General features: G+C 62.8%; 22 protein-coding genes. 4 read left to right on the top strand and 18 right to left on the bottom strand.

Annotation, left to right across the window (positions count from 1 at the left end):
- Window positions 1-4 precede the first annotated feature (4 nt).
- Complete coding sequence (locus tag GE253_RS14980) at window positions 5-1,984, bottom strand: MacB family efflux pump subunit (RefSeq protein WP_153204915.1); 1,980 nt, start codon at window positions 1,982-1,984, stop codon at window positions 5-7.
- The gene (locus GE253_RS14975) at window positions 1,981-3,345 is read right to left on the bottom strand and encodes an efflux RND transporter periplasmic adaptor subunit (protein WP_153204913.1); all 1,365 of its coding nucleotides are present in this window, start codon (window positions 3,343-3,345) and stop codon (window positions 1,981-1,983) included. The genes GE253_RS14980 and GE253_RS14975 overlap by 4 nt, the downstream gene beginning before the upstream one ends.
- Before the next feature lie 299 nt (window positions 3,346-3,644).
- Between GE253_RS14975 and GE253_RS14970 the strand changes: the two genes are divergently transcribed.
- The gene (locus GE253_RS14970; RefSeq protein ID WP_153204911.1) at window positions 3,645-7,208 is read left to right on the top strand and encodes a response regulator; all 3,564 of its coding nucleotides are present in this window, start codon (window positions 3,645-3,647) and stop codon (window positions 7,206-7,208) included.
- A gap of 211 nt (window positions 7,209-7,419) precedes the next feature.
- On the opposite strand, the gene GE253_RS14965 is transcribed toward GE253_RS14970, so the two are convergent.
- The 4 genes from GE253_RS14965 to GE253_RS14950 all read right to left on the bottom strand — a co-directional run bounded on the left by GE253_RS14965 (window position 7,420) and on the right by GE253_RS14950 (window position 10,952).
- Entirely contained in the window at window positions 7,420-8,547 is a 1,128-nt protein-coding gene (locus tag GE253_RS14965; protein WP_153204910.1) for an FAD-dependent oxidoreductase, read from the bottom strand.
- Window positions 8,548-8,688: 141 nt separating this feature from the next.
- Window positions 8,689-9,027 (bottom strand): ribbon-helix-helix domain-containing protein, encoded by a 339-nt coding sequence (locus tag GE253_RS14960; RefSeq protein ID WP_211101475.1) that lies wholly within the window; start codon window positions 9,025-9,027, stop codon window positions 8,689-8,691.
- Window positions 9,027-10,343, bottom strand: a complete 1,317-nt coding sequence (locus GE253_RS14955) for a cytochrome P450 (RefSeq protein WP_153204908.1) — start codon at window positions 10,341-10,343, stop codon at window positions 9,027-9,029. The genes GE253_RS14960 and GE253_RS14955 overlap by 1 nt, the downstream gene beginning before the upstream one ends.
- Before the next feature lie 9 nt (window positions 10,344-10,352).
- Window positions 10,353-10,952 (bottom strand): GNAT family N-acetyltransferase, encoded by a 600-nt coding sequence (locus GE253_RS14950; RefSeq protein WP_173012655.1) that lies wholly within the window; start codon window positions 10,950-10,952, stop codon window positions 10,353-10,355.
- A gap of 120 nt (window positions 10,953-11,072) precedes the next feature.
- On the opposite strand from GE253_RS14950, the gene GE253_RS26555 reads away from it, so the two are divergent.
- Both GE253_RS26555 and GE253_RS14940 read left to right on the top strand, forming a co-directional pair.
- A complete protein-coding gene (locus GE253_RS26555) occupies window positions 11,073-11,834 on the top strand; it encodes a LuxR family transcriptional regulator (protein WP_173012654.1) in 762 nt (253 codons plus the stop codon).
- 133 nt (window positions 11,835-11,967) lie between these two features.
- Entirely contained in the window at window positions 11,968-12,456 is a 489-nt protein-coding gene (locus GE253_RS14940; protein ID WP_173012653.1) for a transglycosylase SLT domain-containing protein, read from the top strand.
- Window positions 12,457-12,473: 17 nt separating this feature from the next.
- Here the strand turns inward: GE253_RS14940 and GE253_RS14935 are convergent, their stop codons facing one another.
- The 7 genes from GE253_RS14935 to GE253_RS14905 all read right to left on the bottom strand — a co-directional run bounded on the left by GE253_RS14935 (window position 12,474) and on the right by GE253_RS14905 (window position 16,995).
- Entirely contained in the window at window positions 12,474-12,998 is a 525-nt protein-coding gene (locus GE253_RS14935) for a MerR family transcriptional regulator (protein ID WP_153204902.1), read from the bottom strand.
- A 7-nt stretch (window positions 12,999-13,005) separates the two neighbouring features.
- The gene (locus GE253_RS14930; RefSeq protein WP_089287254.1) at window positions 13,006-13,311 is read right to left on the bottom strand and encodes an integration host factor subunit alpha; all 306 of its coding nucleotides are present in this window, start codon (window positions 13,309-13,311) and stop codon (window positions 13,006-13,008) included.
- A gap of 106 nt (window positions 13,312-13,417) precedes the next feature.
- Window positions 13,418-14,392, bottom strand: a complete 975-nt coding sequence (locus tag GE253_RS14925; protein ID WP_153204901.1) for a beta-ketoacyl-ACP synthase III — start codon at window positions 14,390-14,392, stop codon at window positions 13,418-13,420.
- Window positions 14,392-15,474 carry a phosphate acyltransferase PlsX gene (plsX, locus tag GE253_RS14920; protein WP_348770860.1) on the bottom strand — a complete coding sequence of 361 codons (1,083 nt, stop codon included), beginning with the start codon at window positions 15,472-15,474 and terminating at the stop codon, window positions 14,392-14,394. The genes GE253_RS14925 and plsX overlap by 1 nt, the downstream gene beginning before the upstream one ends.
- Before the next feature lie 45 nt (window positions 15,475-15,519).
- Window positions 15,520-15,708, bottom strand: coding sequence for a 50S ribosomal protein L32 (gene rpmF, locus GE253_RS14915; protein WP_089287257.1), 189 nt, complete (start codon window positions 15,706-15,708; stop codon window positions 15,520-15,522).
- Between the two features lie 100 nt (window positions 15,709-15,808).
- Window positions 15,809-16,399: a DUF177 domain-containing protein gene (locus GE253_RS14910; protein WP_153204900.1), complete on the bottom strand. Its 591-nt coding sequence runs from the start codon at window positions 16,397-16,399 to the stop codon at window positions 15,809-15,811.
- Between the two features lie 68 nt (window positions 16,400-16,467).
- Window positions 16,468-16,995, bottom strand: coding sequence for a ubiquinol-cytochrome C chaperone family protein (locus GE253_RS14905; protein WP_153204899.1), 528 nt, complete (start codon window positions 16,993-16,995; stop codon window positions 16,468-16,470).
- A 237-nt stretch (window positions 16,996-17,232) separates the two neighbouring features.
- On the opposite strand from GE253_RS14905, the gene bamE reads away from it, so the two are divergent.
- Window positions 17,233-17,700, top strand: a complete 468-nt coding sequence (gene bamE / locus GE253_RS14900; protein ID WP_153204898.1) for an outer membrane protein assembly factor BamE — start codon at window positions 17,233-17,235, stop codon at window positions 17,698-17,700.
- A 77-nt stretch (window positions 17,701-17,777) separates the two neighbouring features.
- Here bamE and GE253_RS14895 read toward each other — a convergent pair whose 3' ends face one another.
- From GE253_RS14895 to GE253_RS14875, 5 genes are all read right to left on the bottom strand, one after another.
- On the bottom strand, window positions 17,778-19,898 hold the full coding sequence (locus tag GE253_RS14895; protein WP_153204994.1) for a sodium-translocating pyrophosphatase: 2,121 nt from the start codon (window positions 19,896-19,898) through the stop codon (window positions 17,778-17,780).
- Window positions 19,899-20,062: 164 nt separating this feature from the next.
- Window positions 20,063-20,527 carry a hypothetical protein gene (locus GE253_RS14890; protein ID WP_089287262.1) on the bottom strand — a complete coding sequence of 155 codons (465 nt, stop codon included), beginning with the start codon at window positions 20,525-20,527 and terminating at the stop codon, window positions 20,063-20,065.
- A gap of 102 nt (window positions 20,528-20,629) precedes the next feature.
- Window positions 20,630-21,772 carry a TAXI family TRAP transporter solute-binding subunit gene (locus GE253_RS14885; protein ID WP_247878668.1) on the bottom strand — a complete coding sequence of 381 codons (1,143 nt, stop codon included), beginning with the start codon at window positions 21,770-21,772 and terminating at the stop codon, window positions 20,630-20,632.
- Window positions 21,773-21,914: 142 nt separating this feature from the next.
- Window positions 21,915-22,514, bottom strand: a complete 600-nt coding sequence (locus tag GE253_RS14880) for a HupE/UreJ family protein (RefSeq protein WP_173012652.1) — start codon at window positions 22,512-22,514, stop codon at window positions 21,915-21,917.
- Window positions 22,515-22,588: 74 nt separating this feature from the next.
- Window positions 22,589-23,503: a transglutaminase family protein gene (locus GE253_RS14875; RefSeq protein WP_153204895.1), complete on the bottom strand. Its 915-nt coding sequence runs from the start codon at window positions 23,501-23,503 to the stop codon at window positions 22,589-22,591.
- Window positions 23,504-23,614: the final 111 nt, after the last annotated feature.

The raw sequence follows: 23,614 nt of genomic DNA, 5'->3' as shown, positions 1-23,614 counted from the left end.
AGGGTCAGTCAGACGCAAGCGCGACGACGGGATCAAGGTGGGCGGCACGGCGGGCCGGCGTGAAGCCGAAGATCAGGCCGGTGGCAAAGGCACAGCCAAAGGCCAGCAGCACCGGCATCAGCGACAATTGGATGGGCGTACCAATAAGCGTCAGCCCACCCGCCACCGACAGGCCCAGCACCACGCCAATCACCCCGCCCAGCGCCGATACCAGCAGCGCCTCCAGCATGAATTGCTGCATCACATGCCGGGCGCGGGCGCCGGTGGCCATGCGGATGCCGATTTCGCGCGTCCGCTCCGTCACATTCACCAGCATGATATTCATCACGCCAATACCGCCAACCAACAGGGAGATGGCGGCGATGGAACCCAGCAGCACCGTCATCGTGTCCCGCATCGCCATCTGTGTTTCAATGATGGAGGCGGTATTGCGGATCTGGAAATCCTCCATCGAATGGCGGGCGATCAGCAGGGCTGTCACTTCTGCCTGGGTGGCATCAATCTGCTCCAGATCCTCCACCAGCACGGTGATGGTGCGCAGGTTGCGCCGGCCGAACAGGCGGAGCTGGCCGGTGGTCAGCGGCACGAAGACAACATCATCCTGATCCTGGCCAAAGGCCGTGGCCCCCTTGGCCGACATCACCCCGATGACCTGGAACGGCACATTCCTCAGCAGCATATATTGGCCGATGGGGTTGATGCCGGGAAAGACATTGTTGGCGACCGTCTGGCCGATAACGGCCACCGGGGCATAGCGTTTCTCATCCTCCGGCGTGAAGAATACGCCTTCACCGACCGGCCAGTTCTTGGCCGTCACCATGTTGGATGTCGTGGCATTCACCTGGGTCTGGTAATCCTGGGTGCCGGCCCGCGCGGTCACGCCGCCGGTATATTCAGGCACCGCCGCCACCACATTGCGCAACGTGGCAATGGCATCGGCATCGCTGGGCACCAGGGTCGCCACGCCATTGGCATTGCGCTGGCCGGGCGCACCGGGGCGCACCAGCAGCAGGTTGGTGCCCATGGCACTGATCTGGTCCATCACCGCTTGTTTGGAACCATTGCCCACCGCCAGCATCGCCACCACGGAGGCAACCCCGATGACAATGCCCAGCAGGGTCAGAATGGTGCGATAAAGATTGGCCGTCAGCGCCCCCATGGCCATGCGGAAGGCTTCCACCAGTTCCCGCATCGTCCAGCTGCTATCCTGGCCCGGTTCCGGCACGTGCAGGGCATGGGCCGGAACCGGCGGGGCCGGGGCCACACCCGGATGTTCCACCGGATGGTCAGCGATGATCTGGCCATCCTTGATCTCCACCAGCCGCCTTGCATTTTGCGCCACATCGCGGTCATGGGTGATCAGGATGATAGTGTGCCCCTGGTCGGCCAACTGGCCCAGCAGGCGCATCACCTCTTCCCCGCTGCGGCTGTCCAAGGCACCGGTCGGCTCATCCGCCAGAATGACCTGACCGCCATTGACCAGCGCGCGGGCAATGGAAACACGCTGCTGCTGACCGCCGGACAATTGGCTGGGCCGGTGATCCAGCCGCTCCCCCAGGCCCAGGGAGGTCAGCAGATGTTCCGCCCGTTCCCGCCGCGCCTCGGGTGACATGCCGGCATAGATGGCGGGAACGGCGACATTCTCTGCCGCCGTGATCATCGGGATCAGATTATAGCTTTGAAAGACGAAGCCGAATGCCTCGCGTCGCAGCAGCGCCAGCATGTCGCGGTCGAAGGTGGAAACGTCTCGCCCGTCAAACAGATATTCGCCAGTGGTCGGCCGGTCCAGGCAGCCCAGGATGTTCATCAGGGTGGATTTGCCCGACCCCGACGTCCCCATGATGGCGACAAACTCACCAGGATAAATCTTCAGGGAGATGCCTTTCAGCACCTGCACCGCCAGTTCCCCGGTGGCGTAGGTCTTGGTGATGTCCTGCAGTTCGATAAGCGGGGTGATCTGCGGTACTTCCTGTGGCGCGCTCATAGCACCCCCGGCGGGCGCATCCGCGGCATGTTCTGCTGGTTCTGTTGGCGCTGAGCCTGCATCTGACCGGCGGTGGGAGCACGGCCGATCACCACCTGCTCGCCCTCTTTCAGTCCATCGGCGATTTCCACATGGATGCGGTCGCTGACGCCGATGGTCACCCGGCGTTCCTCCGTCGTGCCATCCGGTTTCAGCACGGTGACCATCCGCATTTTGCCGCGCCCGCCGCCGGCCGGGCGTTCGCCCCCTGCGGCCGGTGAGTGGGGCCGTGCGCTTGCCCCGCCGGCCATGTCGGCACCGGGTGGGCGCTGGCCCGGCTGGCGGGGGCCGGTGGGGCGCTGCGGGGCCTGCAGCGCTGCCACCGGCACGCGCACCACATCCTTGGCCGAGGCGACGATGAAGAAGACCTGGGCTGTCATCTGGGTCATCAACTCGCCCCCCTCGTTCCCGACATCGAACAGGGCATTATAGAGAACAACGTTATTTTCCACCGTCGGCGTCGGCTCCACCTGCCGCAAGGTGCCCTGCCAGCGGCGATCCGGTCGCCCCAATGTGGTGAAATAGGCCGGCATCCCCACCTTCAGGCGGGAAACATCGGCTTCCGACACTTCCGTCGTCACCGTCATCGCCGACAGATCGGCGATGCGCAGCACAATGGGGGCCGACTGGTTGGCATTCAGGGTCTGGCCCTGCTTGGCATTCTGCGACACCACGGTGCCGGTCATCGGCGCATAGATCTTGGTGTAGCCCAGGTTCGCCTCGTCCCCGCGCAGGGTGGATGTCGTCTGACGGATCTGGGCATTCATCACCCGCACCGATGCTTCGGCCGCGCGCAGGCTGGTCTCCGCACTCTGATAGGCGTCCTGGCTGGTGGCATTGTCCTTCAGCAGGTTTTTCTGGCGCTGATATTGCTGGCGGGCCAGCGCCAGTTCCGCCTCCCGCTGGGCCAACTGGGCGCTGTAATTTTCCAACTGCGCCTTATCCGCCTCCACCCTGGTCTGATAGACGGTGGGATCGATTTCCGCCAGCAGGGTGCCTTGCTCCACCGTTTGGCCGATCTCTACATGCAGCTTGCGCAACTGCCCGGAAACCTGGGTGCCGACATCCACATAATCGCGCGGCTGCAGGTTGCCCACGGCCGAAACCGTATCCTCGATATCGCCCCGCTCCACCGCGGCGGTCAGCAGATGCGCATTGTCGGGTCCGGTGGAGCGAACGCCGAACCACCACCAGGCCCCGCCCCCCAGCAGCACCAGCGCGGCAAGGCCGACGGGCAACAGCCGACGGGACTTGGCTTTACCGCGACGCGGTGCCGCAGGTTTAGGGGAACCGGTAGCAACGACAGGGCTGGAGGGCTGCATCAGCGATCTTCAGTCAGTTCGTGGAAAATCAAAGCGATCCGCCCTTATACGCCGCACCCGAGAAAGCCCTGCACAGAAAGATCAGGAAGTTTCATGACAGGCTTATTTCTCACTTGCGCCGGGAGGCGGCTCCGCTGGTCAATGCTGCTTTCTTCGCCCCTACCTGATAATCCCGCTATACCAATGAACGAAAATCCCAGGCTGCTGCAGCGGCGTCATTTCCGTTATAGAATAGGGTATGAGCTTTACGGCGGATTTCCCGCCGTGGCGGCGGCTTCCGCCTGTATTTCGGATTGGCCATGGCGCTTTATTCCGCATTCCTGACGCTGCGAGGGCGGCTGATATTTCTGGTGGCGACAGTTATCGCCGCCATGGCCATTGTGCTGGTGCTGGAAAACAGTGCGCGGCGCAATGATGCCATTGCCCAGGCCCAGACCCGCGCCTTGGATATTGCACAGGCCATTGCCAACCAGCATGGCGAATTGTTGATGAATGTACAGCGCGTGGTCACTGTGGTGGCCCGGCAACCGCCTGGGGAAGCGGAATGTGCGGCCAGACTTTCCCCATTGAAAGAAACCCAGCCCTGGCTGTCGAACCTGCTGGTGACAGACGCCGAAGGGAAAGTGTTGTGCAGCACCGCGGCACCCGGTGCCGTGCAAAGCGTTGCCGGCCGGGATTATTTCCGTCAGGCCATGATGACCGGTCAGCCGGTCACCAGCGGTTACCTGCGCGCCCTCAGCGATGGTCGCTCCATCCTGGTTTATGCCCATCCGATCATGGGAAAAGATGGCAAACCGGGCGGTGTGGTGCTGGCGGGGCTGCTGCTGGCCTGGCTGGAACAGTCGGCTGATCGGCTGACAGCCGATACGTCCACCGAAATGAACCTGCTGGCCGTTGATGCCCAGGGCAATGCGCTGATCCGCAAACCACAGATACTGGGGATGGAAGGCGTGTCGCTGCGCGACCTTCCTTTCGTGCAGATGGCTCTGCTGCGAGAGAGCGGCACCCTGCAGGGCACCGGGGTGGACCGGGTGGACCGGCTGATGGGCTTTGCCTCACTGGGCGATACAGGGGTGAAGATCATCGTTTCCTTCCCAAAGGAACAGGCTGTCGCCCGCGCCGAACTGGAATTCAGCCGGCATCTGGCCTTTACCGGCATCGTCGCCATCCTGGCCGTCGCCATTCTCTATGTCGGCCTGTCCCGCACGGTGCTGACGCCACTGACCCGGCTTTCCCGCGTGGTGGAGCGATTGGGCCGGGGGGAACTGGGCCTGCGCGCGCCAGCCGGACCGGGGGAAATCGGCGTGCTGGGGGCTGCGATCAATGAAATGGCGGAAGGGTTGCAGCATCAGGCCCAGGAACTGGCAACCCGAGATGCGCAATACCGGCTTCTTTCTGAACAGGGCAGCGATGTGGTGGCCCTCCACGCGCTGGACGGCACCTATCTCTATGTCTCGCCCTCGGCTGACTGGATGCTGGGGCATCTGCCGGACCGGCTGGTCGGCGGCAGCCCGCTGGATCTGGTGCATGAGGAAGATGCCGAACGTCTGGAGCGGGCCCTGTCCGTACTGACCGCCGGTATGCCCTGTCCACCTGTCACCTATCGGCTGCGCCATGGTGACGGACATTTCATCTGGGTGGAAACTGCCTTCGCTCTGGCCGCCGACCGGCAGGCTGGTCAGCGCATCGTGTCCGCGACCCGCGATGTCGGTGAGCGGGTGGCGCAGGAGCAGGAGCTGCGCACCGCACGTGACCGTCTGGGCGATCAGACGGAAAATCTGCGCCGGCTGGCCGAAGACCTGGACCGGTCGCGTCTGGCGGCTGAAGCCGCGCGGGAAGCGGCCGAACAAGCCCGGCGGGAGGCTGAACGCGCCAATCAGGCGAAATCCGAATTTCTGGCCAATATGAGCCATGAGGTCCGCACGCCGATGAATGGCATCATCGGCATGACGGCCCTGTTGCTGGATACCACCCTGGATACCGAACAGCGCGGCTTTGCCGACACGATCCGGGAAAGTGCCGACGCACTGCTGTATGTCATCAACGATATTCTGGATGTCTCCAAGCTGGAAGCGGGCAAGCTGGAGCTGGAGCAGATCGATTTCTCCCTGGAAGAGGTGGTGGATGGCGTGCTGGCCATCCTGGCTCCACGGGCCCAGCAGAAGGCCATCGCCCTGACCGCCAATCTGGACCCGGCAGCCACCGGTGCCTATCGCGGCGACCCCACCCGGCTGCGCCAGATTTTGCTGAATCTGGCTGGCAATGCGGTAAAATTCACCGATGACGGGCGTGTCACTATCAAGGTGCAGCTGCTGCCATCAACCGATGGCAGCGAGGGCCGGAACCTGCGCTTCACGGTCAAGGATACCGGCATCGGCATGGTGCCGGAACAGATCGACCGTCTGTTCCAGAAATTCAATCAGGCCGATAATTCCATCAGCCGCCGTTTCGGCGGCACCGGTCTGGGCCTGACCATCAGCCAGCAGCTGGCCCGCTTGATGGGATCGGAAATCAAGGTCGACAGCACGCCCGGTACCGGTAGCCGCTTCTGGTTCGATATCAATCTACCGGCCGCCAGCGCCCGCCTGCCCAACCGGCTGGAACTGCCGGAACGGCTGCGTCGGCTGACGGCGCTGGTGGTGGATGATCTGGAAACCAACCGTCGCATTATGGGTGGCCATCTGGACCGGCTTGGCATACGGCATGTGCTGGTCAATGGGGGACAAGGCGCGCTGACCGAACTGGATCGCGCCGCGCGGGAAAAGCGGCCGCCGGATGTCATCCTGATCGACCATTCCATGCCCGGTATGGCTGGCGACAGTCTGGGCGCCTGGCTGCGTCACCATCCCAGCTTTGCCCAGGTCAAGCTGGTGCTGGTCACCTCGGCCGGCGGGCTGGAACCGGGCGATCCGGCGGCGGAAGTCTTCGATGCGGTGCTGGTGAAGCCGGTGCGGCCTCAGGCCCTGCTGGAGACATTGGGCCGGCTGTTCGGGGAGCCGGTTCCTGCGGTCCCGGAGACGCCTGAGATCGGTCAGCCACTGGCCCGCGGCGTCGGGCGGCAGGTTCTGGTGGTGGATGATAACCAGATCAACCGCGACGTGGCCCGCCTGATCCTTATGCGCGAAGGCTATGGCGTCACCCTGGTGGGCGACGGGATGGAGGCCACCGCTGCGGCGGCGGCCAATCGCTATGATCTGATCCTGATGGATGTGCAGATGCCGGGAATGGATGGGATAGAGGCGACCCGCCTGATCCGCATCCAGGAACAGCAGGCAGGACGCCCCCGCACCCCAATCATCGCCATGACGGCAAATGCCATGGTGGGGATGCGGGAAACCTATCTGGAAGCCGGGATGGATGATTACGTGTCCAAGCCCTATGTGCCCGTCACCCTGTTGGAAACCGCCGCCCGCTGGTCGGGTGCGTCCGGTACAACAAGAATATTGGAGGTTACGCCTGAAATGGTGGAAACGAATACACAAGAAGATGATGTTTCAGGCGAACCGGTGCTGGACCGCAGCGTGCTGGAAGGATTGCTCTCCTTCGCCACGGTGGAGGAATTCAGCGATCTGGTCTGGACTTTCATCAAAACCGGGCGGCAGCGCGTCGAACGGATGCAGAAACATCTGACGGACAGCAACTGGCCGGACCTCCGCCGCGAAGCCCATTCCATGATCTCGCTGGCTGGCAACCTGGGCACACCCCGGTTGCGCGTGCTGGCGCAGCGGATCGAAATGGCGATCATTGAGGAACGCTATGGCGATGCGGGTGAGCTTGTCAGCCGCTTCATCCGCCACGCCCCGGCCGGTTGGCTGGCGCTGGAGGCTTTCCTGGCTGAACTGCACGCCCCGGCAGCCTCCTGACCCCGGGATGGGATAGAGGTATCTGTGACATTAATGGGGCCGCTTCGCATTGTTTACCCACTCTTAAGCAGTGGGTGTAAATCTGAGTACCTGTTCACCTTGCCTTCGGGGCGACGTTACCCACCGGTAGCGTGAAGGAGAGAGCGACGGCCGGCACGGCCCTCCAACGGAGGTGCCGTGCTCTGGCGCGTATGACGAACAGGTCCGACAATCACCGCCGCAACCGGCAGGGACTGACCGCCGCCAGATCGAAATGCAGGCTGGTCAGGCGATCGGGTACGCCTTGGCCCCTGATCAGGCTGGCCGCCAGCCCTGCCACGGCCGGGGCGGTCTGTATGCCATACCCCCCCAAGGCCGCCAGCCAGAAGAAACCGGGTATCCCCGGTTCGAACCCGATGACTGGATTGCGATCAGCGACGAAGCTGCGCAAACCCGCCCAGCTGCGCCCCTTTCGGGTCACCTTGATGTTGCAGGCTGCTTGCAGCCGATCCATGGCCAAGGCGATATCCAGCTCCTCCGGCTGTACATCGGCCGGTTCCACCAGGGTTTCATCCGCTGGCGACACCGCCAACATGCCGGCCGAGGGTTTGAAATAGAAGCTTTCGTCGATATCGACGACGAAGGGCAGCCGGGCAATGTCCAGCCCGGCCGGTGGTTCCACCAGGGTGACCGTGCGGCGGCGCGGTTCCAGACCGACCGGGGCCACCCCCGCCAACTGGGCCACCTGATCAGCCCAGGCACCGGCGGCATTCACCAGGGTCCAGGTTTGCCAGGGCCCGGCCGGTGTATCCACCCGCCAGCCATCCCCGTCGGGGCGAATGCCGGTCACCGGCATTTCGGTCCGGATAATCGCCCCCTGGGCCCGGGCCGCCCGCAGATAGGCCTGATGCAGCAGATCGACATCAATATCGCAGGCCCCTGATTCCAGAATGCCGGCCCCCACCTGATCGGGGCGCAGGAACGGCACCAGGGTCAAACATTCGGGGGCGGTCAACGGGTTGATGGCCGGGGCCAAGGGCTGCATCTCGATCAGGGCCGCGGTCAGCTTCTCCAACTGATCGCCGCGGGCGATATGCAGGGTACCACGCGGGTGCAAAATCGGACGGGGGCTGAACCCGTCCGGCGGATGGCGCAGGAACGGGCCGGATGCCACGGTCAGTGCCCGGATGGCCCGGCTGCCATAGGTTTCCGAATATACCGCCACCGAGCGACCGGTGGCGTGATAGCCGCAATGGGTCTCCCGCTCCAGCAGGGCCACCCGATGGTCGACCGACATGGCATAGGCCAGCGCCGCGCCGGCAATGCCACCACCGACAATCAGGATATCAATCTGTTCCATGCCCACCTCGCGGCCATTCCCCGGCATTGGTTCCGGTGGAACCCGCCGATCAACGACAGCTTACCAGAGATTAAGGAAACCGGCATGGGTGGACGACAGGGGGCGATGCGGGAAATTGGCGCCCCCTGTGCCCTCGATCCGTCAAGCGGCGGGGATGCTCCGCGGGCGGGCGGACGGGCGCCAGTTGAGGTAACCGACGACGAACATGCGAATGGCGGCTGTCAGGGAAATGTCACCCTGTCGCTTGGCGGCAATGTGGCTGGCCACCTCATTGATGGTCATCCCCTCACCACGGGCAATGTTGCCCAAGGCTTTCCAGGTCATGGAATCAATACGGACGGAGGTTCGGTGACCACAGACGATCAGGTTACGGGTAACCGTGTGGTCGATCTCTTTGACCTCATCCAGGGCGCGGCGCATCAGGTGGCTGACCACGGGTTCATTATCCTGGTCAGGGGCGATTTTCGTCAAGTATGGCATTACGCGGCGATCCTTGCTGCCTTGCGGGTTGATATTCTTATTTTCAGGCCGCGCGTCGGCGGCCCCAGGGTGACACCCCCGACGGGACGCAGACGCTCCACCTGTCCGGATTCTGGAATCAGGTCGAAGGCGGAAACCATCATCACCGCCAGGGCGGTCAGTTCCGCCAGGGCCAGTTGAGCGCCGACGCAGGTACGCGGCCCCATGCCGAAGGGGACAAAGGCGAACTTGTCCGGCACAGTGTCGATGAAGCGTTGTGGATTGAAGACAGACGGTTCGGCCCAGTGCGCCGGCTGGCGATGCAGGGCCCAGGGCGACAGCAGAATGGTCGCTCCCTTCGGTACCGACGTACCATCAATGACATCGTCGGTCAGCGCCTGGCGCGCCACCCACCAGGTGGAGGGGTAAAGGCGCAACACCTCCTGTACCATGGCCTTGCACCGCGGCAGGTCGCGCAGGCGGGCGGGATCAAGACCCCAGCCGCCATTGCTGGCCCCTTCGGCTTCCGGCCGCAGCCAATCCACCAGATCAGGCCGCGCCGCCAATATGTAGACTAGCCAGGCAGCCGCCATCGCCGTCGTCTCGAAGCCGGCGACCAGCATGGTCATGGCCTCATCCCGCAAGACCGCCGGGCCGAATTGTTGCTGCAAGGGCGTCAGTGCCGCCAGCGGACCGCAGGGGTTAGACAGGAAAGCGGCAATATGGGTTTCCAATGTACGGATGGCGCTTTTGAACCGCCGATGCTTGCGCGTGGGCAGCAACATGTCCAGGTCGATGGCCCGCCACATGGTTTCCGTCAGCCGCTCATGGGCCACCACGCCGGCACCATAGACCGCCGCACTTTGCTGCGTATCCATGCGGGCATGGAACAGGGCGGCGACCACCATCTTCATGGTCAACTCGCCCATCAAGGCGTGCAGGTCCAGCAACTCCCCTTCGCGGGCAGCCAGCATGGCGGTTTCCTGGCAGAGCACGCCCATGGCCATGCCGATACCCTGCTGCAGAGAGGCCCCGCCGAAGCTGGATTTCACCGCGTCGCGCGCAGCCTTCCAGCGGTCACCGCTGGCCGTGATCAATCCGTCCCCCAGCAGCGGGCGCAGACGCGCCTGTTCCGACCCTTTGCCATAGCGGTCGCGGCCATCCACCAGCACATGCCGGAAGGCAGAAGGCGTGGCCACCAGAACCGCCTTTTTCGGCCCCAACTGCACCGGCACGGGGGCTGGCTGTCCCAGAGTGCGGGTTTCAACAAAGCCGATCGGATCGGCGGCGAAAGCCGGAAGATCGCCCATCAGCGCTTCCTTGATCTTGGCGAGCATGGGAACACCTCACGCAGCAGCAATCTGGGCCTGACCGGCCGCAACCCCCAGTTGGCTTGCATAGGACTGCATATCCAGGGTGATGATGGTGGCGACCACATCGCCCTGGCTGCCGGTACCCACAACCACCGGCGTGACATCCTGGGTCACGGGCAAGCCGCAGGCGCGGATGAAACGGCCGAAAGGCGGCTCCACCACAGCGATCAGCCGGCTGGCCCCCTGATCAAAACCGAAACGGCCAATTTCCAGCGCCAGAGATTTGCCGACATCGCGCCGGCGCGGATGGCTGGGTGCTACCGCGAAACGGCTGATCTCCCAGATATCCGGCCGCTTGGGCAGATGCAGACCTTCCAGCAGATCGGGGAAATATTGTTCCAGCAGATAGGGTTCCGTTGTGCGCAGCGAGCGCCAGTAACCGACCACAACATCCTGCTCGACAGCGACGCAATGCAGCGCCATCTTGTCGAATTGATCGATTTCCAGCTGATTGAGGGACTTGACCGACCAGCCCAGCGTTTCGCGGAATACCTGATGGCGTAACCGCCAGGCCTGGGCCATGTATTCCGGCGCTTCACCTGCACGGAAGCGGAAGATCTTCAATTCCTGCATGACATACTCCGCTACGCTGTTTTGAGGAGTACGCCACTTGCGACATGGGTTATGATAGCTGGGCATTCGCACAGGTATTCGTGCGTTGGGCCGACAGCGCGTTGTATTGTGGGGATTACGATGCACGTAGCGGAAGAAATTTTAAATCGATTGTCCGATGCACCAGATCAGGACGCATTATGGCTATGCATGACACAAATCATCCATGGTCTTGGATTTCAGTGTTTCTCCTATGTGGATGTGCGCCAGCTACCCTTGCATGACGAGGCATTGCCCTTTTACCAGACATCGGTACGCAGTGATTTTGTGGATACATATGTATCCATGGGACTCCTGGGTTATGATCCGGTCGTAACGCGGGCGGCCAGCAGCAATATGGCCTTCACCTGGGCTGATTGTCTGGAATTCGATCCGCGCGCACGTCGGCGAACCGGACCGAAAGGGCGCGCCTGGCAGGTAATGGGTCTGGCCAAGGATCATGGATATACGCAGGGATTTGCCATGCCGCTGCACGCCGTGGATCATCGCGGCCAGCCGGCATCGGCCCTGCTCAGCCTCTATTGGACCGAGGCGCCGGCAGAAATGGAGCACGCCGTTCCCTTCTGGCTGAAGTTGGCCGCCGCCACCTATCATGAAAGGCTGCTCCATTTTCGGGGGCTGCCGCAGGTTCCGATCCAAGCGCCACCATCGCTGACGGATCGGGAGCGGGAAATTCTGGTCTGGGCCTGCCGTGGAAAAACCCGATCGGAGACGGCGGATATCCTGAATATCACCGAGCGCACGGTGGAGTATCATTTCGAAAATGCCATGCGGAAGCTTGGGGTATACAATAAATTTCACGCCATTGCGGTGGCCGTGCAATCCCGCCTGATCGCCCCGTGATTTTCCCTTCAGCGCCCTGGTAAGGGAAGCGCGCCCATGCTATGGCCCTGCCATGTTTGACAGGATACAGACGAAATCGGTTGTTTCCAGACGCGGCTTCCTGGCTGGGGCTGGCGCTTTCATGGCGGTGGGAATGGCGCCCAGCGCCCGTGCTCTGGACCTGCGGAATACGCCTTTTACGGTGACCGGTCAGCTTGCCCGACTCGATCCCTATCTGCTCTACGCCGTCAGCTATGTTGAAAGCCGGCTGGACAGAAAGGGGCGCACCGGCCCCTGGCCCTATGCCGTGCGCACCGCCAAAGAATCTTACTATCCGCCTGATCTGCCCAGCGCCATGCAGCTGGTGATGGCCCTGCCAGCGGCAGAACTGGCAGACGCTGATCTGGGCTGGATGCAGGTGAATGTGCGCTGGCACGGACATCGGGTGCCCGATGTCAGCCATCTGCTCCATCCGGATATCAATATGCGCGTTGGGGCGGGCATCCTGCGGGAAGCCATCGACAGCCTGCCCCGTGATCTGGAACTGGCGGTCGGTCGTTATCACACTTGGATGGATGAACCGCGTGCCCGCGATTATGGCCGGCGGGTGCTGGCATTGCGCGCCCAACTGCGCCGGGGCTGACATACGGCAACAGGGGATCAGTCCAGCAGGCGCCGGGCAGCCAACAGGTCCATCAGGATATTGGACAATTGTTCCCGCTGGCGCGGGGAAAGGCTGGCCGCTATCTCTGCATCATTTTCGTTGTCAACAATTTCTGGTGCATCTGGATGATTTCCAGCGGCATGGTCGGGGCTATCCCCCGCTACCTCCCCCTCATCCAGATTGAACAGGTTGGCGGCAGGCGCTTGCCCAACCGGGGGCAGGCCGCCGCTGCCGCGCATTTCCTTCAGCAGGCGCTGGACCCCCCGGATCGTATAGCCTTCACGATATAGCAGGGCCTGGATACGGCGCAGGAGTTCCACATCGTCCGGGCGATAATAGCGCCGGCCGCCACCGCGTTTTAGCGGTTTGATCTGCGGAAACTTGGTTTCCCAGAAGCGCAGAACATGCGGCGGCACTTCAAGGTCGGCCGATACCTCACTGATAGTACGGAAAGCTGTGGCGGATTTGGCCACAGGCTTGCTCGGTACCGCATCGGCATCAGTCGTCGCCACATCACGCATCGCGCGTTCAGCCCTGCCCGGCGAAACGGTCGTTAATGCGCGACTTCAGCACATGGGAGGCGCGGAACACCAACACCCGGCGCGGCAGAATCGGCACCTCTTCCCCGGTCTTGGGGTTGCGGCCGACGCGCTGGCCCTTGGACCGCACGGCAAAACTGCCGAAGGAGGAGATTTTGACCATGTCGCCGCCGGCCAGCGCGTCAACGATCTCGTCCAGCACGCTTTCAACCAGATCGGCGGATTCATTGCGCGACAGGCCGACATGCTGGTAGACGGCCTCGCTCAACTGGGCACGGGTAACGGTATTGCTCATGACGTTTCCCCCAAGGCAGTAAAGCCTAGACGGTACTTGCATGATGAAAGCGCGTCAATTCCAGATAGTTGGGCGCGGTTGTTGATGCGTCGCCAAAAGGCGGGAATCAATAACGAACCAAGGCGCCGCCCCAGGTGAAGCCGCCGCCCATCGCTTCCAGCAGCAGTACATCGCCGCGCTTGATGCGGCCATCATGCACTGCCTCCACCAAGGCCAGCGGGATAGAGGCGGCCGATGTATTGCCATGATGGTCAACCGTCATCACCACACGGGACGGGTCTAGCTTCAGCTTGCGACCGGTCCCTTCAATGATTCGGCGGTTGGCCTGATGCGGCACCAGCCAATCAATGTCTGACGGTTGCATGTCATTGGTGGCCAGGGCTTCACGCACCACATCGGCCAGATTGACCACAGCGTGCTTGAATACTTCCTGACCGCGCATCCGCACATGGCCTACGGTCTGGGTGCTGGAGGGACCGCCATCGACATAGAGCAGATCGTGGTGGCTGCCGTCAGAATGTAGATGGGTCGACAGAATGCCCTGGTCGGCCGCTGTACCCTGCCCTTCCTGGGCCCGCAGCACCACGGCACCGGCCCCGTCACCGAACAGCACACAGGTGGTGCGGTCAGTCCAATCCAGGATTCGGGAGAAAGTTTCCGCGCCAATCACCAGCACTGTGCGCGCCTGCCTGGCCTTGATGAAATTGTCGGCTACCGAGAGAGCATAGATGAAGCCTGAACAGACGGCCTGCAGATCGAAGGCGGCCCCCCGCTTCATGCCCAGGCGGGCCTGCACCTTGGTGGCGGTAGCGGGAAAGGTATTATCGGGCGTGGCCGTGGCCAGCACGATCAAATCCAGCTCATCCACCGTCACCCCGGCATGATCCAGGGCCGCAACGGCGGCGTGATAGGCCAGATCGCTGGTGGTTTCACCATCAGCGGCAATATGACGGGATTTGATACCGGTGCGTTCGCTGATCCACTCATCCGACGTCTCAACGATCTTGGTCAGATCGTCATTGGTCATGACGCGCGCGGGCAGATAGGAGCCGCAGCCCAGAATAATCGACCGGATCGCCATTATTGAACCGCCGCCTCGCTACCCTGACCATCTGCCTCGACCTTGGCGGCGGCACTGGCGGCCAGCGCCGCCTGCAATACCGCCAATTGATCGCGGATCTTATCGTTGAAGCCGTGGTTGGCCATGTCGGCGGCCACAGCAATGGCGTTGCTGAAACCAATGGCGTCGGTGCCGCCATGGCTTTTCACACAAATACCACGCAGGCCCAGGAACATCGCCCCATTATAACGGCGCGGGTCCATGCGCAGGCGCAGCTTGCCAAAGGCACCACGGGCCAGCAGATAGCCCAGCTTGGCCAGCAGCGAGGAAGCGAAGGTTCGCTTCAGGAACTCGCTGTAAAGCTTGGCCGTACCTTCTGCCGCCTTCAGCGCGACATTGCCGGTGAACCCATCGGTGACGATGACATCGACAGTACCGGCAGCAATATCATTGCCTTCCACGAAACCGTGAAAGTTACGGGCCAGCGGCGTATCGCGCAGGGCCGCAGCGGCCTCACGGATCGACTCGTGACCCTTCTGCTCTTCCGACCCGACATTCAACAGGCCGATGGAAGGTTCCAGCAATCCCAGCACAGTCCGGCTGAACACCGTGCCCATCACAGCGAACTGGACGAGATTATCCGCGTCGCATTCCAGATTGGCCCCCATATCCAGCATCACACTCTCCCCCCGCAAGGTGGGGAAGATGGAGGCGATGGCCGGACGGTCGATGCCGGGCAGCGTTTTCAACACGAATTTGGCAATCGCCATCAACGCGCCGGTATTTCCGGCGGAGACAACGCAGGCCGCCTCCCCTGCCGCCACCGCATCGATGGCCAGCCGCATACTGGAACTGCGCCCAGCACGCAAAGCAACGGAAGGTTTGGCATCCATGGCCACGAAATCCGGCGTGTGCCGGACGGTGGAGATGGATTTCAGGGCCGGATGGCGGTCGAGAAGCGCGTTGATACGCGCTTCATCGCCGACAAACAGGAACTCGACATTCGAACAGCGCTCACGCGCCAAGTCGGCGCCGGCGACGACCATGTCAGGTGCATGGTCGCCACCCATGGCGTCCAAGGCGATCCGCAAGCGCGCAGTCACGAGCGTACGTGGTCCCTATACCGCGAGAAGCCGGAACGGCAATGATTACGCGGCAGCAGCAGCGGTCTGCGTCACTTCACGGCCGTCATACTGGCCGCAGGAACCGCAGACATGGTGCGGGCGCTTCAGCTCGCCGCAGTTGCTGCATTCATTGTACGCGGAAGCGGTCAGCCCGTCATGCGAACGGCGCATGTTACGCTTGGACTTGGAGGTCTTTTTCTTCGGAACGGCCATGATCGTAACTCACAATGTTTTAGGCGGCCAACAAGGGGCCGCCTTGGACAGAGGCGCTTGAATACTGGATATGGTGTGTCAGGGCAAGCAAGAAACCCGATTATGACGACTTCTTTAAGCGGGACAGGGCCGCAAAAGGGTTCTGACGGGGGGGCTCGGGCGGCAGATCGCCCCCATTATCCTGGCTGGTCGGGTCATAATCCTCCAGAATCGGGGTGAATTCCACCCCCGGCACACGCGGATATGGCTCCAGCGACAGGGAAAGATTCTGGGCCACCAGTTCGCCAATATCGATCCGCCCACCCGGCATCGGTTCGGGGAAATCCTCATCCCCGCCCAAATACTGGAAATGGTCGCTCTCCGCCTCCTCATCTTCCTTGGGGATCAGATGGTCTGGGGCGAACAGGGCGGAGAAATCTTCCTGCACGTGGGCAGGCACCGGCTCCAGGGTCACCACGCAACGCTGCACCACGTCGGCTGTTACCTCACCGGTAACCTTGATGAACTCCCCCCGCACCCGGCGCAGGCGCATTTTGGCTGTCAGACCGGAAAGCGAGATCAGATCGAATCGCTGCGCCAGTGCAGCGCATTCCGCCTCGGTCGCCGTCACCACCTCGTGCCCACCGGCCGTGGTCACCTTGTCGGCGATGACGATGCGGGATAGTTCGGGGGCGTGGGATGGGCTGTTCATGATGGAAACTCCGCTAGAACGAAAAATTGCCCGATAAAGCGGGCGGACGGCGGGCGGTAGAACGCCGCTCAGGATATAAAGGTAATCTCTCCGGCCAGCAGCCGCTCGATTGGGAACGCCTCCAGATGGGCCAGTTGGCGGCGGGCATAGGCGGCCATGGCGGCCACATGCTCCGGTTCCGGCAAGGTGGAGCCATAAAGATTGCGATCCAGCGCGGCCTCCAGCGTGGCAGCGTCGGTGCCAGCCAATCCGGTATCATAGGCTTGGACACGCCCATAATAGTGACTGGCCAGTTCCTTCACCCGTTCGCCCACCTTCATGTCGCTGGCGCCCAGTTCGCGCAGATTGAAATCCAGATCGGCGAACATGAAATTGAACAGGGCCTGGTTGAAATCTGCCACGGCGGGGCCGCCCATGGCCAGCCGGCGCATCACCAGCCAGGCATGAAGGGCCATCATCTCAAACCGTCCCTCCAGCGTGTCGGGCACACCCAGATCGCTGAAAAATGCCGGCTGGCGCGCCTGTTCCACAATCGCGCCATAGAGTTTTGCCACGGTGCGTTCCGAGATCTTTTTCCTGAACAGGCGGTTCAACATGGAAGGCTTCCAAAGTGGCGATTGAGGGCAACGGAATGGCCACCGCCACAATATGGCAGGGGCAGTGATTGACATTGCGCCAAAGCCGGTGCCAATGTCACCGGCCAGATAGGGGGCGGTGCCCCCGGCGTCAAGCATGGCCCATGGTGCGACCGCTTGTGTCTTACCCTCTGGTTCGTGCATAGGCAGCCGGGACACCGGTTCCTGATGATGATTTTGACAAGAGATGCTCCGTTCATGCGCAAGACCCACGCTTCGCTGCTGTTGACCGCCGGCCTTGCCGGCCTGGCCCTGGCAGGGTGCAGCCCGATCACTGCGGTCAGGGGCAATCTTGTCGAAGATAGCCGCCTGGCCCAGATTCAGCAGGGCACCACCACCCGCGATCAGGTGCAATATGTGCTGGGCTCGCCCACCTCCACCGGCACGGTGGATGGATCGACCTGGTATTATATCGGCCGCCACACCGCGCAGGAGGCCTTCTTCGATCCGGAGGTGACGGCCCAGCGCATCGTGCGCATCCGCTTTGACGATCAGGGCACGGTGCAGGAAATCAAGGAGATTGATGGCAGCGAGGCCGCCTATGTGGCGCCGGTTGCCCGCGTCACCCCGACCGAAGGCCATGATATGGGCTTCTTCGAACAGATGCTGAGCAACCTGTCCAAGCCGTCGCGCAAGAAGAAGGATGACGGCAAGAAGAAGAAGTAAGTTCGCGCGCCTCATGCGCCGAACCGAAAACAGGCGGCCCTTGGCGGGGCCGCCTGTTTTGTTTTTGGCCGCATTGCCTATTGATGCGCCAGAATGGCCAGCAGCAGCAGAGCGACGATATTGGTGATCTTGATCATCGGGTTAACGGCTGGGCCAGCCGTGTCCTTATAGGGATCGCCCACCGTATCGCCGGTCACCGCCGCCTTGTGGGCGTCAGAGCCTTTGCCGCCATGGTGGCCTTCCTCAATATATTTCTTGGCATTGTCCCAGGCCCCGCCTCCTGAGGTCATGGAGATGGCGACAAACAGGCCGGTAACAATGACACCCAGCAACATGGCGCCAACCGCGGAAAAGGCCGCCCCCTTGCCAGCAATCGCCCCCACCAGGGCGTAAAGCACCAAAGGTGCCAGCACCGGCAACAGGGAGGGCACGATCATTTCCCGGATGGCGGAGCGGGTCAGCATATCAACGGCACGGCCATAATCGGGTTTTGAGGTGCCAGCCATGATGCCAGGATTCTCCCGGAACTGGCGCCGTACCTCCTCCACCACCGAGCCGGCGGCACGGCCCACCGCCGTCATGCCCATAGCCCCGAACAGATAGGGCAGCAACCCACCCAGAATCAGCCCGACCACGACATAGGGGTTGGAAAGGCTGAAATCGATCTCCACCCCGGCGAAATAGGGATAGGCCGTGGGATCGGCCATGAAATATTTCAGATCCTCATGATAGGCGGCGAACAGCACCAGCGCGCCCAGACCGGCTGAGCCGATGGCATAGCCCTTGGTCACGGCCTTGGTGGTATTGCCCACGGCATCCAGCGCGTCGGTGGTGACGCGCACCTCCTTGGGTAGATCGGCCATTTCGGCGATGCCGCCGCCATTGTCGGTGACGGGGCCGTAGGCATCCAGTGCCACCACCATACCCGCCACCGCCAGCATACTGGTGACCGCAATGGCAATGCCGAACAGGCCCGCCAGCAGATAACAGCCAATAATGGCAGCACAGATCACCAGCGCTGGCAGGGCTGTGGATTCCATGGAAATGGCCAAGCCCTGGATGACATTGGTGCCATGGCCGGTGGTGCTGCTCTGCGCCACTGACCTCACCGGGCGATAGCCGGTACCGGTGTAATATTCGGTGATCCAGACAATCAGCGCCGTCACCAATTGCCCGATGACGGCGCAGTAATAAAGGTCCATCCCCGTGAAGCGGACGCCGGCCCCGGTGGCCAGCGGAGTAGCGAACCCTTCCGGCAGCACCCAGGCTGTGACAGCGGCAATCGCCCCCAGCGACAACACCCCGCAGGCGATGAGACCCTTGTAAAGCGCCCCCATGATATTGCCGGAACTGCCCAGCCGCACAAAGAAGGTGCCGATGATGGAGGTGATGATACAGGCCCCGCCGATGGCCAGCGGATAGATCAGCATCGCGTCGAGATAAACCCCCTGGCCGGCAAAGAAGATGCCGGCCAGCACCATGGTTGCCACCACGGTCACGGCATAGGTTTCAAACAGGTCGGCCGCCATACCGGCGCAATCGCCGACATTATCGCCGACATTATCGGCAATGACGGCGGGGTTGCGGGGATCATCCTCCGGAATGCCGGCTTCCACCTTGCCCACCAGATCGGCGCCGACATCGGCGCCCTTGGTGAAGATGCCACCGCCCAACCGGGCGAAGATGGAAATGAGGGAGGCGCCGAAGCCCAGTGCGACCAGCGCATCCACCAGCGGTCGGCCAGTGAAGCCCATGCTGGTCAGCACCAGAAAATAGCCGGCCACCCCCAGCAGGGCGAGGCCGGCCACCAGCATCCCCGTCACCGCCCCAGCGCGGAAAGCCAGCGACAACCCTTGGGCCAAACCCTGGCGCGCCGCCTCCGCCGTACGCACATTGGCGCGGACAGAAATATTCATGCCGATATAGCCGGCCGCCGCCGACAAAACCGCCCCCAGCACAAAGCCAACGGCGACATGCAGCCCCAGCAGTGCCCCCACCAGGATGGCGATCACCACGCCCACCAGGGCGATGGTCGTATATTGGCGGTTGAGATAAGCCCCGGCGCCGATCTGGATCGCCTGCGCGATTTCCTGCATCCGGGCATTGCCGGGGCTGGCCGCCAAAACCGAACGCGCCGTCGCCACCCCGTAAAGAATGGCAAGCACGCCGCAGGCCAGCACGAAATAGAGCACGTGCATGATCATGTCGTTTCCTTACCCTATGAACGGTGCCGCTTCTGAAGCGAACGGGCCGGACGGCCGGCGGCACTCTGGCAGGGCTCAGCATGACATGCACAGGAAACGACATCAATCCGATGCTATCGATTTGATATGATGCAATCCGATATGTTTCTCACCCTTGATCAATAGGCCGGGCGCTGGCTGACCGACTGGATCAGCACATCGCGCACAATATCCGGCCCCACCACCTTGTCCGTCACCTGTTTCAATTCATCCTTGATGGCGGGGATATTCAGGATCTGGCCATCGATCACCTGCCCCTTATCCAGGGAACCATAAAGGGCCTGCACATAGGCATCGATCAGGCGAGGGCCCTTCGCCCTCACCTCATCGCGGACCGTATCATCATCCACTTCCAGGCTGACCGTGATGATGATGTTCTGCGTCGCCTTGGTCTGCCCCATTACCGGCACGATCATCGGGCCGATGGTGGCATAGGAGGGCGGGCCGGTGCGGACCTTCTTCACCGGTTCCTTGGCTTCCGCATGTTCAGCGTCGGCCGGTTTGGCCAGGAACATGAAATAGGCACCGGCACCGGCGCCAATCAGCACCAGCAGGGCCAAAACAAGGATGATGATTTTCTTCATGTACGGTCAGCCATCAGCAAGGTTGCGGCCAGTATAGGCCGCCACCGCGCCGGGCACGAGGGCCAATTGCCCTAAAATATCACAGCCCCCTGGGTGGGGTGCTCAATGCGGCCCCTTGGTCGCCTCACCGGGTTGTGGGGCTGCCGCCGTTTCCGCCGTCAACCCAACCTCCCGGTAATATTGCTCCGCCCCCGGATGCAGTGGCACAGCCAGCCCATCGAGGGCGGTGCGCAACTGGATGGATTTGCCGCGCGGATGGCCAGCATCCAGCAGCAGGCGGGTCTGGTCGTTCCAGAGGGCGGCCGTAATGTCATGCACCAGCTGTGGCTTGATATCCCCGCGCACCAGCCATTGTGCCCCCACCCCCAGGCTGCTGGTGGCTGGCACATTCTCATAGGTGCCAGCGTCGATCAGGCTTTCGGTGAAGAAGGGCAGCCGCTTCTTCAACTTTTCCCCCTTGGCATCATCGAAGGGCAACAGGTTGATCGGCACGCGACGCGCCAACTCCGCCACCGCCGGCAGCGGATAGCCGCCAACAATGACAAAGGCGTCCAGTTCGCCCGCCACCAACCGATCCCCGGCCGCCGCCGGGCTGAGATACAGCGGGGCGATCGCTTTTTCCGACAGGCCATAGCTGGCCAGGATGGCGCGTGACGTCACCAGCGTGCCGGAACCCTGTTCTCCCAGCGCCACCCGCTTGCCCTTCAAATCACTCGGTCTTTTCAGGCCACTGTCGGCGCGCACCACCAGATGAATGGTTTCAGTGTAGAGATTGGCGATGGCGCGCAGGTCGGCATAGGCCCCCTTCTCAAACGGTGCCTTGCCCTCAATCGCCGCATGGGCAATGTCGGCCTGGACCAGGGCCGATTCCAGCCGGCGCTGCCGCAGCAGATTGACATTCTCCACAGCACCCGAGGTGGATTGCGCCACCACGATCAGGCCTGGCACACCACAACTGCCGCCCCGGTCACAGGGGCGCGTGCCCGGTGGGTTGGACACCGCATTGGCCAGCAGCCCGCCGATCAGGAAATAAGTGCCACCGGTGGTCGCCGTGCCGATCTGGAAGAAACGCACCTGATCGCCGGGCTGCTGGGCCAGTGCCCCTGGCACCAGACCCAGCCCCAGAAGGCCCCCCCCCAGCGCCAGCAGCCGTCTTCTTGACGGCGCAGCGGCGTGCATCGGGTCAGGAAAAGTGTCTGCGGGTCCGGCGCGGAACTGCATGGCGCGGTGCATCCGATCGCTCATGGTTCAATTGCCCCATGGTGCGCCCCGCCAGCCACCGGCGCAACCGGAACGCCTGCGCAACAACCGGCAGAAAGCGGTGCATTGAAGAAGTGAGCAAAGGATTTCACCGGGCTGTGGCGAAAATATCGCCGCACCGCGACCATCACATGACGTTGAGCAGCAACAGAATGCCAACCAGTGCGATGGCCGCACCCGCCAAACGGGAAGCCAGCGCGCCGCCGAACTGATAAAGCGTCGCTGACAGGCCGACTCCGGCACTCAGCGCCAGCAGGCAGCCGGCCACCAGTCCCGGCCAGAACAGCCATTGGCTGCTGGACGCGCCCTCCCATTGCGACAGCGCGATGCCATGCAGGGCCCCGGCAATGGCGGCCAGCACCAGCCCCAGCACCCTGGGCAGCGAAACAGTGAAGGCCAGCAGCCCGCCAAACAGCACCAGCGAGCCCTCCAGCGCATAGGCGGCATAGGGGATATGAATGCCCGAGCGCGTCAGCACGCCGAACAGCAGTCCCGCCACCAGGGCCAGGGCGGCACCGATCCCGGGGCTGCCTTTGCCCTGCATATCCAGCCACAAGCCCAGCCCCAACAGGCCCAGCAGGTGCAGATAGGTCAGCACCGGCCCCGCCAGACCGGCGGAAAAGCTGGGCGGCAACGCTGTGGCGGCGGCCGCATCGCCCGCCAGCACAGCCAGCGTCAGGGCGGAAATGATCAGGCGGCGGGAAACAGCACCGGTGCCGCATCGCATCAGGAAGAACTCCGCGTGACGGTGGGAATGGTTCCCTTGATCGCCCGCCGGACAAGGCGAGGTCAAGGCTGCTGTCAGCCACCGGCATCGGCCGACCGCCCCGCCGTCACGTTGACCGAGACCGTCATACCCCGATAGTCGGCGGGTGCCCCCGTCCATTGCCCGGCCAGCGGTACCGCTTGGCTGGCGTCCCGTGTCACTGCCACCCGGATCAGGTTGCGTCCGCCGGCAATGCCATTTGTGGGGTCGAACTCCACCCAGCCGGCACCGGGCAGATAGACCTGCATCCAGGCATGGGTGGCCCCGGCCCCAACGGCCACATCCCCAGCCCCATCGGCGACGGGATCATAGAGATAGCCGCTGACAAAGCGGGCGGCGAAACCCAGGCTGCGCGCCGCCTCCATCATCAGCAGGGCGAAATCCCGGCAGGAACCGCTGCCACGCTCCAGCGTCTCAACCGGGCTTTGCGTGCCTTCCGCGTCGCGCGACTGATAGGTGAAACCGCCGCGAATAGCGGCCGTCATAGCCCGCAGCATGGGCAGGGTGTCCACCAGCCCGTCGCTGCCCGGCTCCGCCCGCACGAATTGGCGGGCCCATTCATCCACCTTATGGTCGGGGTCCGGATAATGGCGCTCCATGGTGCGGCCCAGATCCGGCACCTCGGCCGCGTCATAGCTGAACGGGTAATGGCGGGCATGATCTTCCAGGGCAAAATCACCCGGGCCGGCCGGGAACTGTTCCAGCACGATCCGGCTTTCGATGGTCAGCCGGCTGGCGCTGATGCCATCGAACCGGGCCAGCGCCACCGAGTTGCCGAACACATCATGCATCCAGCGCAGATCGCTGGGGGCTGGTTCCATCACCAGCCCGGTTTCCAGCAGCCGCAGATCATGGCTGTCGCGGGGACGGAACATCATGCGGTGCGGTCCCAGTACCACCGGATTGGCATAATCATAGGTGGTTTTGTGCGTGACGGTAAGAATGCCCATATCCCCCTGCCCCTGGCTTTTCCCCGCTTATGATAACAGCCGGGGCGCCAATCAGGTTCCCAAACCGCCGATGACGCGGATGCAACATTGGCAGGGACGCAGTTGGGCGCT

The organism is Niveispirillum sp. SYP-B3756 (assembly GCF_009495745.1).
Taxonomy (GTDB): domain Bacteria; phylum Pseudomonadota; class Alphaproteobacteria; order Azospirillales; family Azospirillaceae; genus Niveispirillum.
The sequence above is the reverse complement of the archived record's forward strand: the minus strand, read 5'-3'. Positions and strand labels throughout refer to the sequence as shown.

Coding starts and splice junctions, on each gene's coding strand:
- GE253_RS14905 (WP_153204899.1), bottom strand. CDS start 16,995: ATGTTGAACCGCCTGTTCAGGAAAAAGATCTCGGAACGCACCGTGGCA.
- GE253_RS14935 (WP_153204902.1), bottom strand. CDS start 12,998: ATGCGTGATGTGGCGACGACTGATGCCGATGCGGTACCGAGCAAGCCT.
- GE253_RS14960 (WP_211101475.1), bottom strand. CDS start 9,027: ATGCCATACTTGACGAAAATCGCCCCTGACCAGGATAATGAACCCGTG.
- GE253_RS14980 (WP_153204915.1), bottom strand. CDS start 1,984: ATGAGCGCGCCACAGGAAGTACCGCAGATCACCCCGCTTATCGAACTG.
- GE253_RS14930 (WP_089287254.1), bottom strand. CDS start 13,311: ATGAGCAATACCGTTACCCGTGCCCAGTTGAGCGAGGCCGTCTACCAG.
- GE253_RS14890 (WP_089287262.1), bottom strand. CDS start 20,527: ATGAAGAAAATCATCATCCTTGTTTTGGCCCTGCTGGTGCTGATTGGC.
- GE253_RS14950 (WP_173012655.1), bottom strand. CDS start 10,952: ATGCAGGAATTGAAGATCTTCCGCTTCCGTGCAGGTGAAGCGCCGGAA.
- GE253_RS14970 (WP_153204911.1), top strand. CDS start 3,645: ATGGCGCTTTATTCCGCATTCCTGACGCTGCGAGGGCGGCTGATATTT.
- bamE (WP_153204898.1), top strand. CDS start 17,233: ATGCGCAAGACCCACGCTTCGCTGCTGTTGACCGCCGGCCTTGCCGGC.
- GE253_RS14880 (WP_173012652.1), bottom strand. CDS start 22,514: ATGCGATGCGGCACCGGTGCTGTTTCCCGCCGCCTGATCATTTCCGCC.
- GE253_RS14940 (WP_173012653.1), top strand. CDS start 11,968: ATGGCGCCCAGCGCCCGTGCTCTGGACCTGCGGAATACGCCTTTTACG.
- GE253_RS14895 (WP_153204994.1), bottom strand. CDS start 19,898: ATGCACGTGCTCTATTTCGTGCTGGCCTGCGGCGTGCTTGCCATTCTT.
- GE253_RS14975 (WP_153204913.1), bottom strand. CDS start 3,345: ATGCAGCCCTCCAGCCCTGTCGTTGCTACCGGTTCCCCTAAACCTGCG.
- rpmF (WP_089287257.1), bottom strand. CDS start 15,708: ATGGCCGTTCCGAAGAAAAAGACCTCCAAGTCCAAGCGTAACATGCGC.
- GE253_RS14965 (WP_153204910.1), bottom strand. CDS start 8,547: ATGGAACAGATTGATATCCTGATTGTCGGTGGTGGCATTGCCGGCGCG.
- GE253_RS14875 (WP_153204895.1), bottom strand. CDS start 23,503: ATGGGCATTCTTACCGTCACGCACAAAACCACCTATGATTATGCCAAT.
- GE253_RS14910 (WP_153204900.1), bottom strand. CDS start 16,399: ATGAACAGCCCATCCCACGCCCCCGAACTATCCCGCATCGTCATCGCC.
- GE253_RS14885 (WP_247878668.1), bottom strand. CDS start 21,772: ATGAGCGATCGGATGCACCGCGCCATGCAGTTCCGCGCCGGACCCGCA.
- GE253_RS14925 (WP_153204901.1), bottom strand. CDS start 14,392: ATGGCGATCCGGTCGATTATTCTGGGCTGCGGCTCCTATCTGCCCGCG.
- GE253_RS26555 (WP_173012654.1), top strand. CDS start 11,073: ATGCACGTAGCGGAAGAAATTTTAAATCGATTGTCCGATGCACCAGAT.
- GE253_RS14955 (WP_153204908.1), bottom strand. CDS start 10,343: ATGCTCGCCAAGATCAAGGAAGCGCTGATGGGCGATCTTCCGGCTTTC.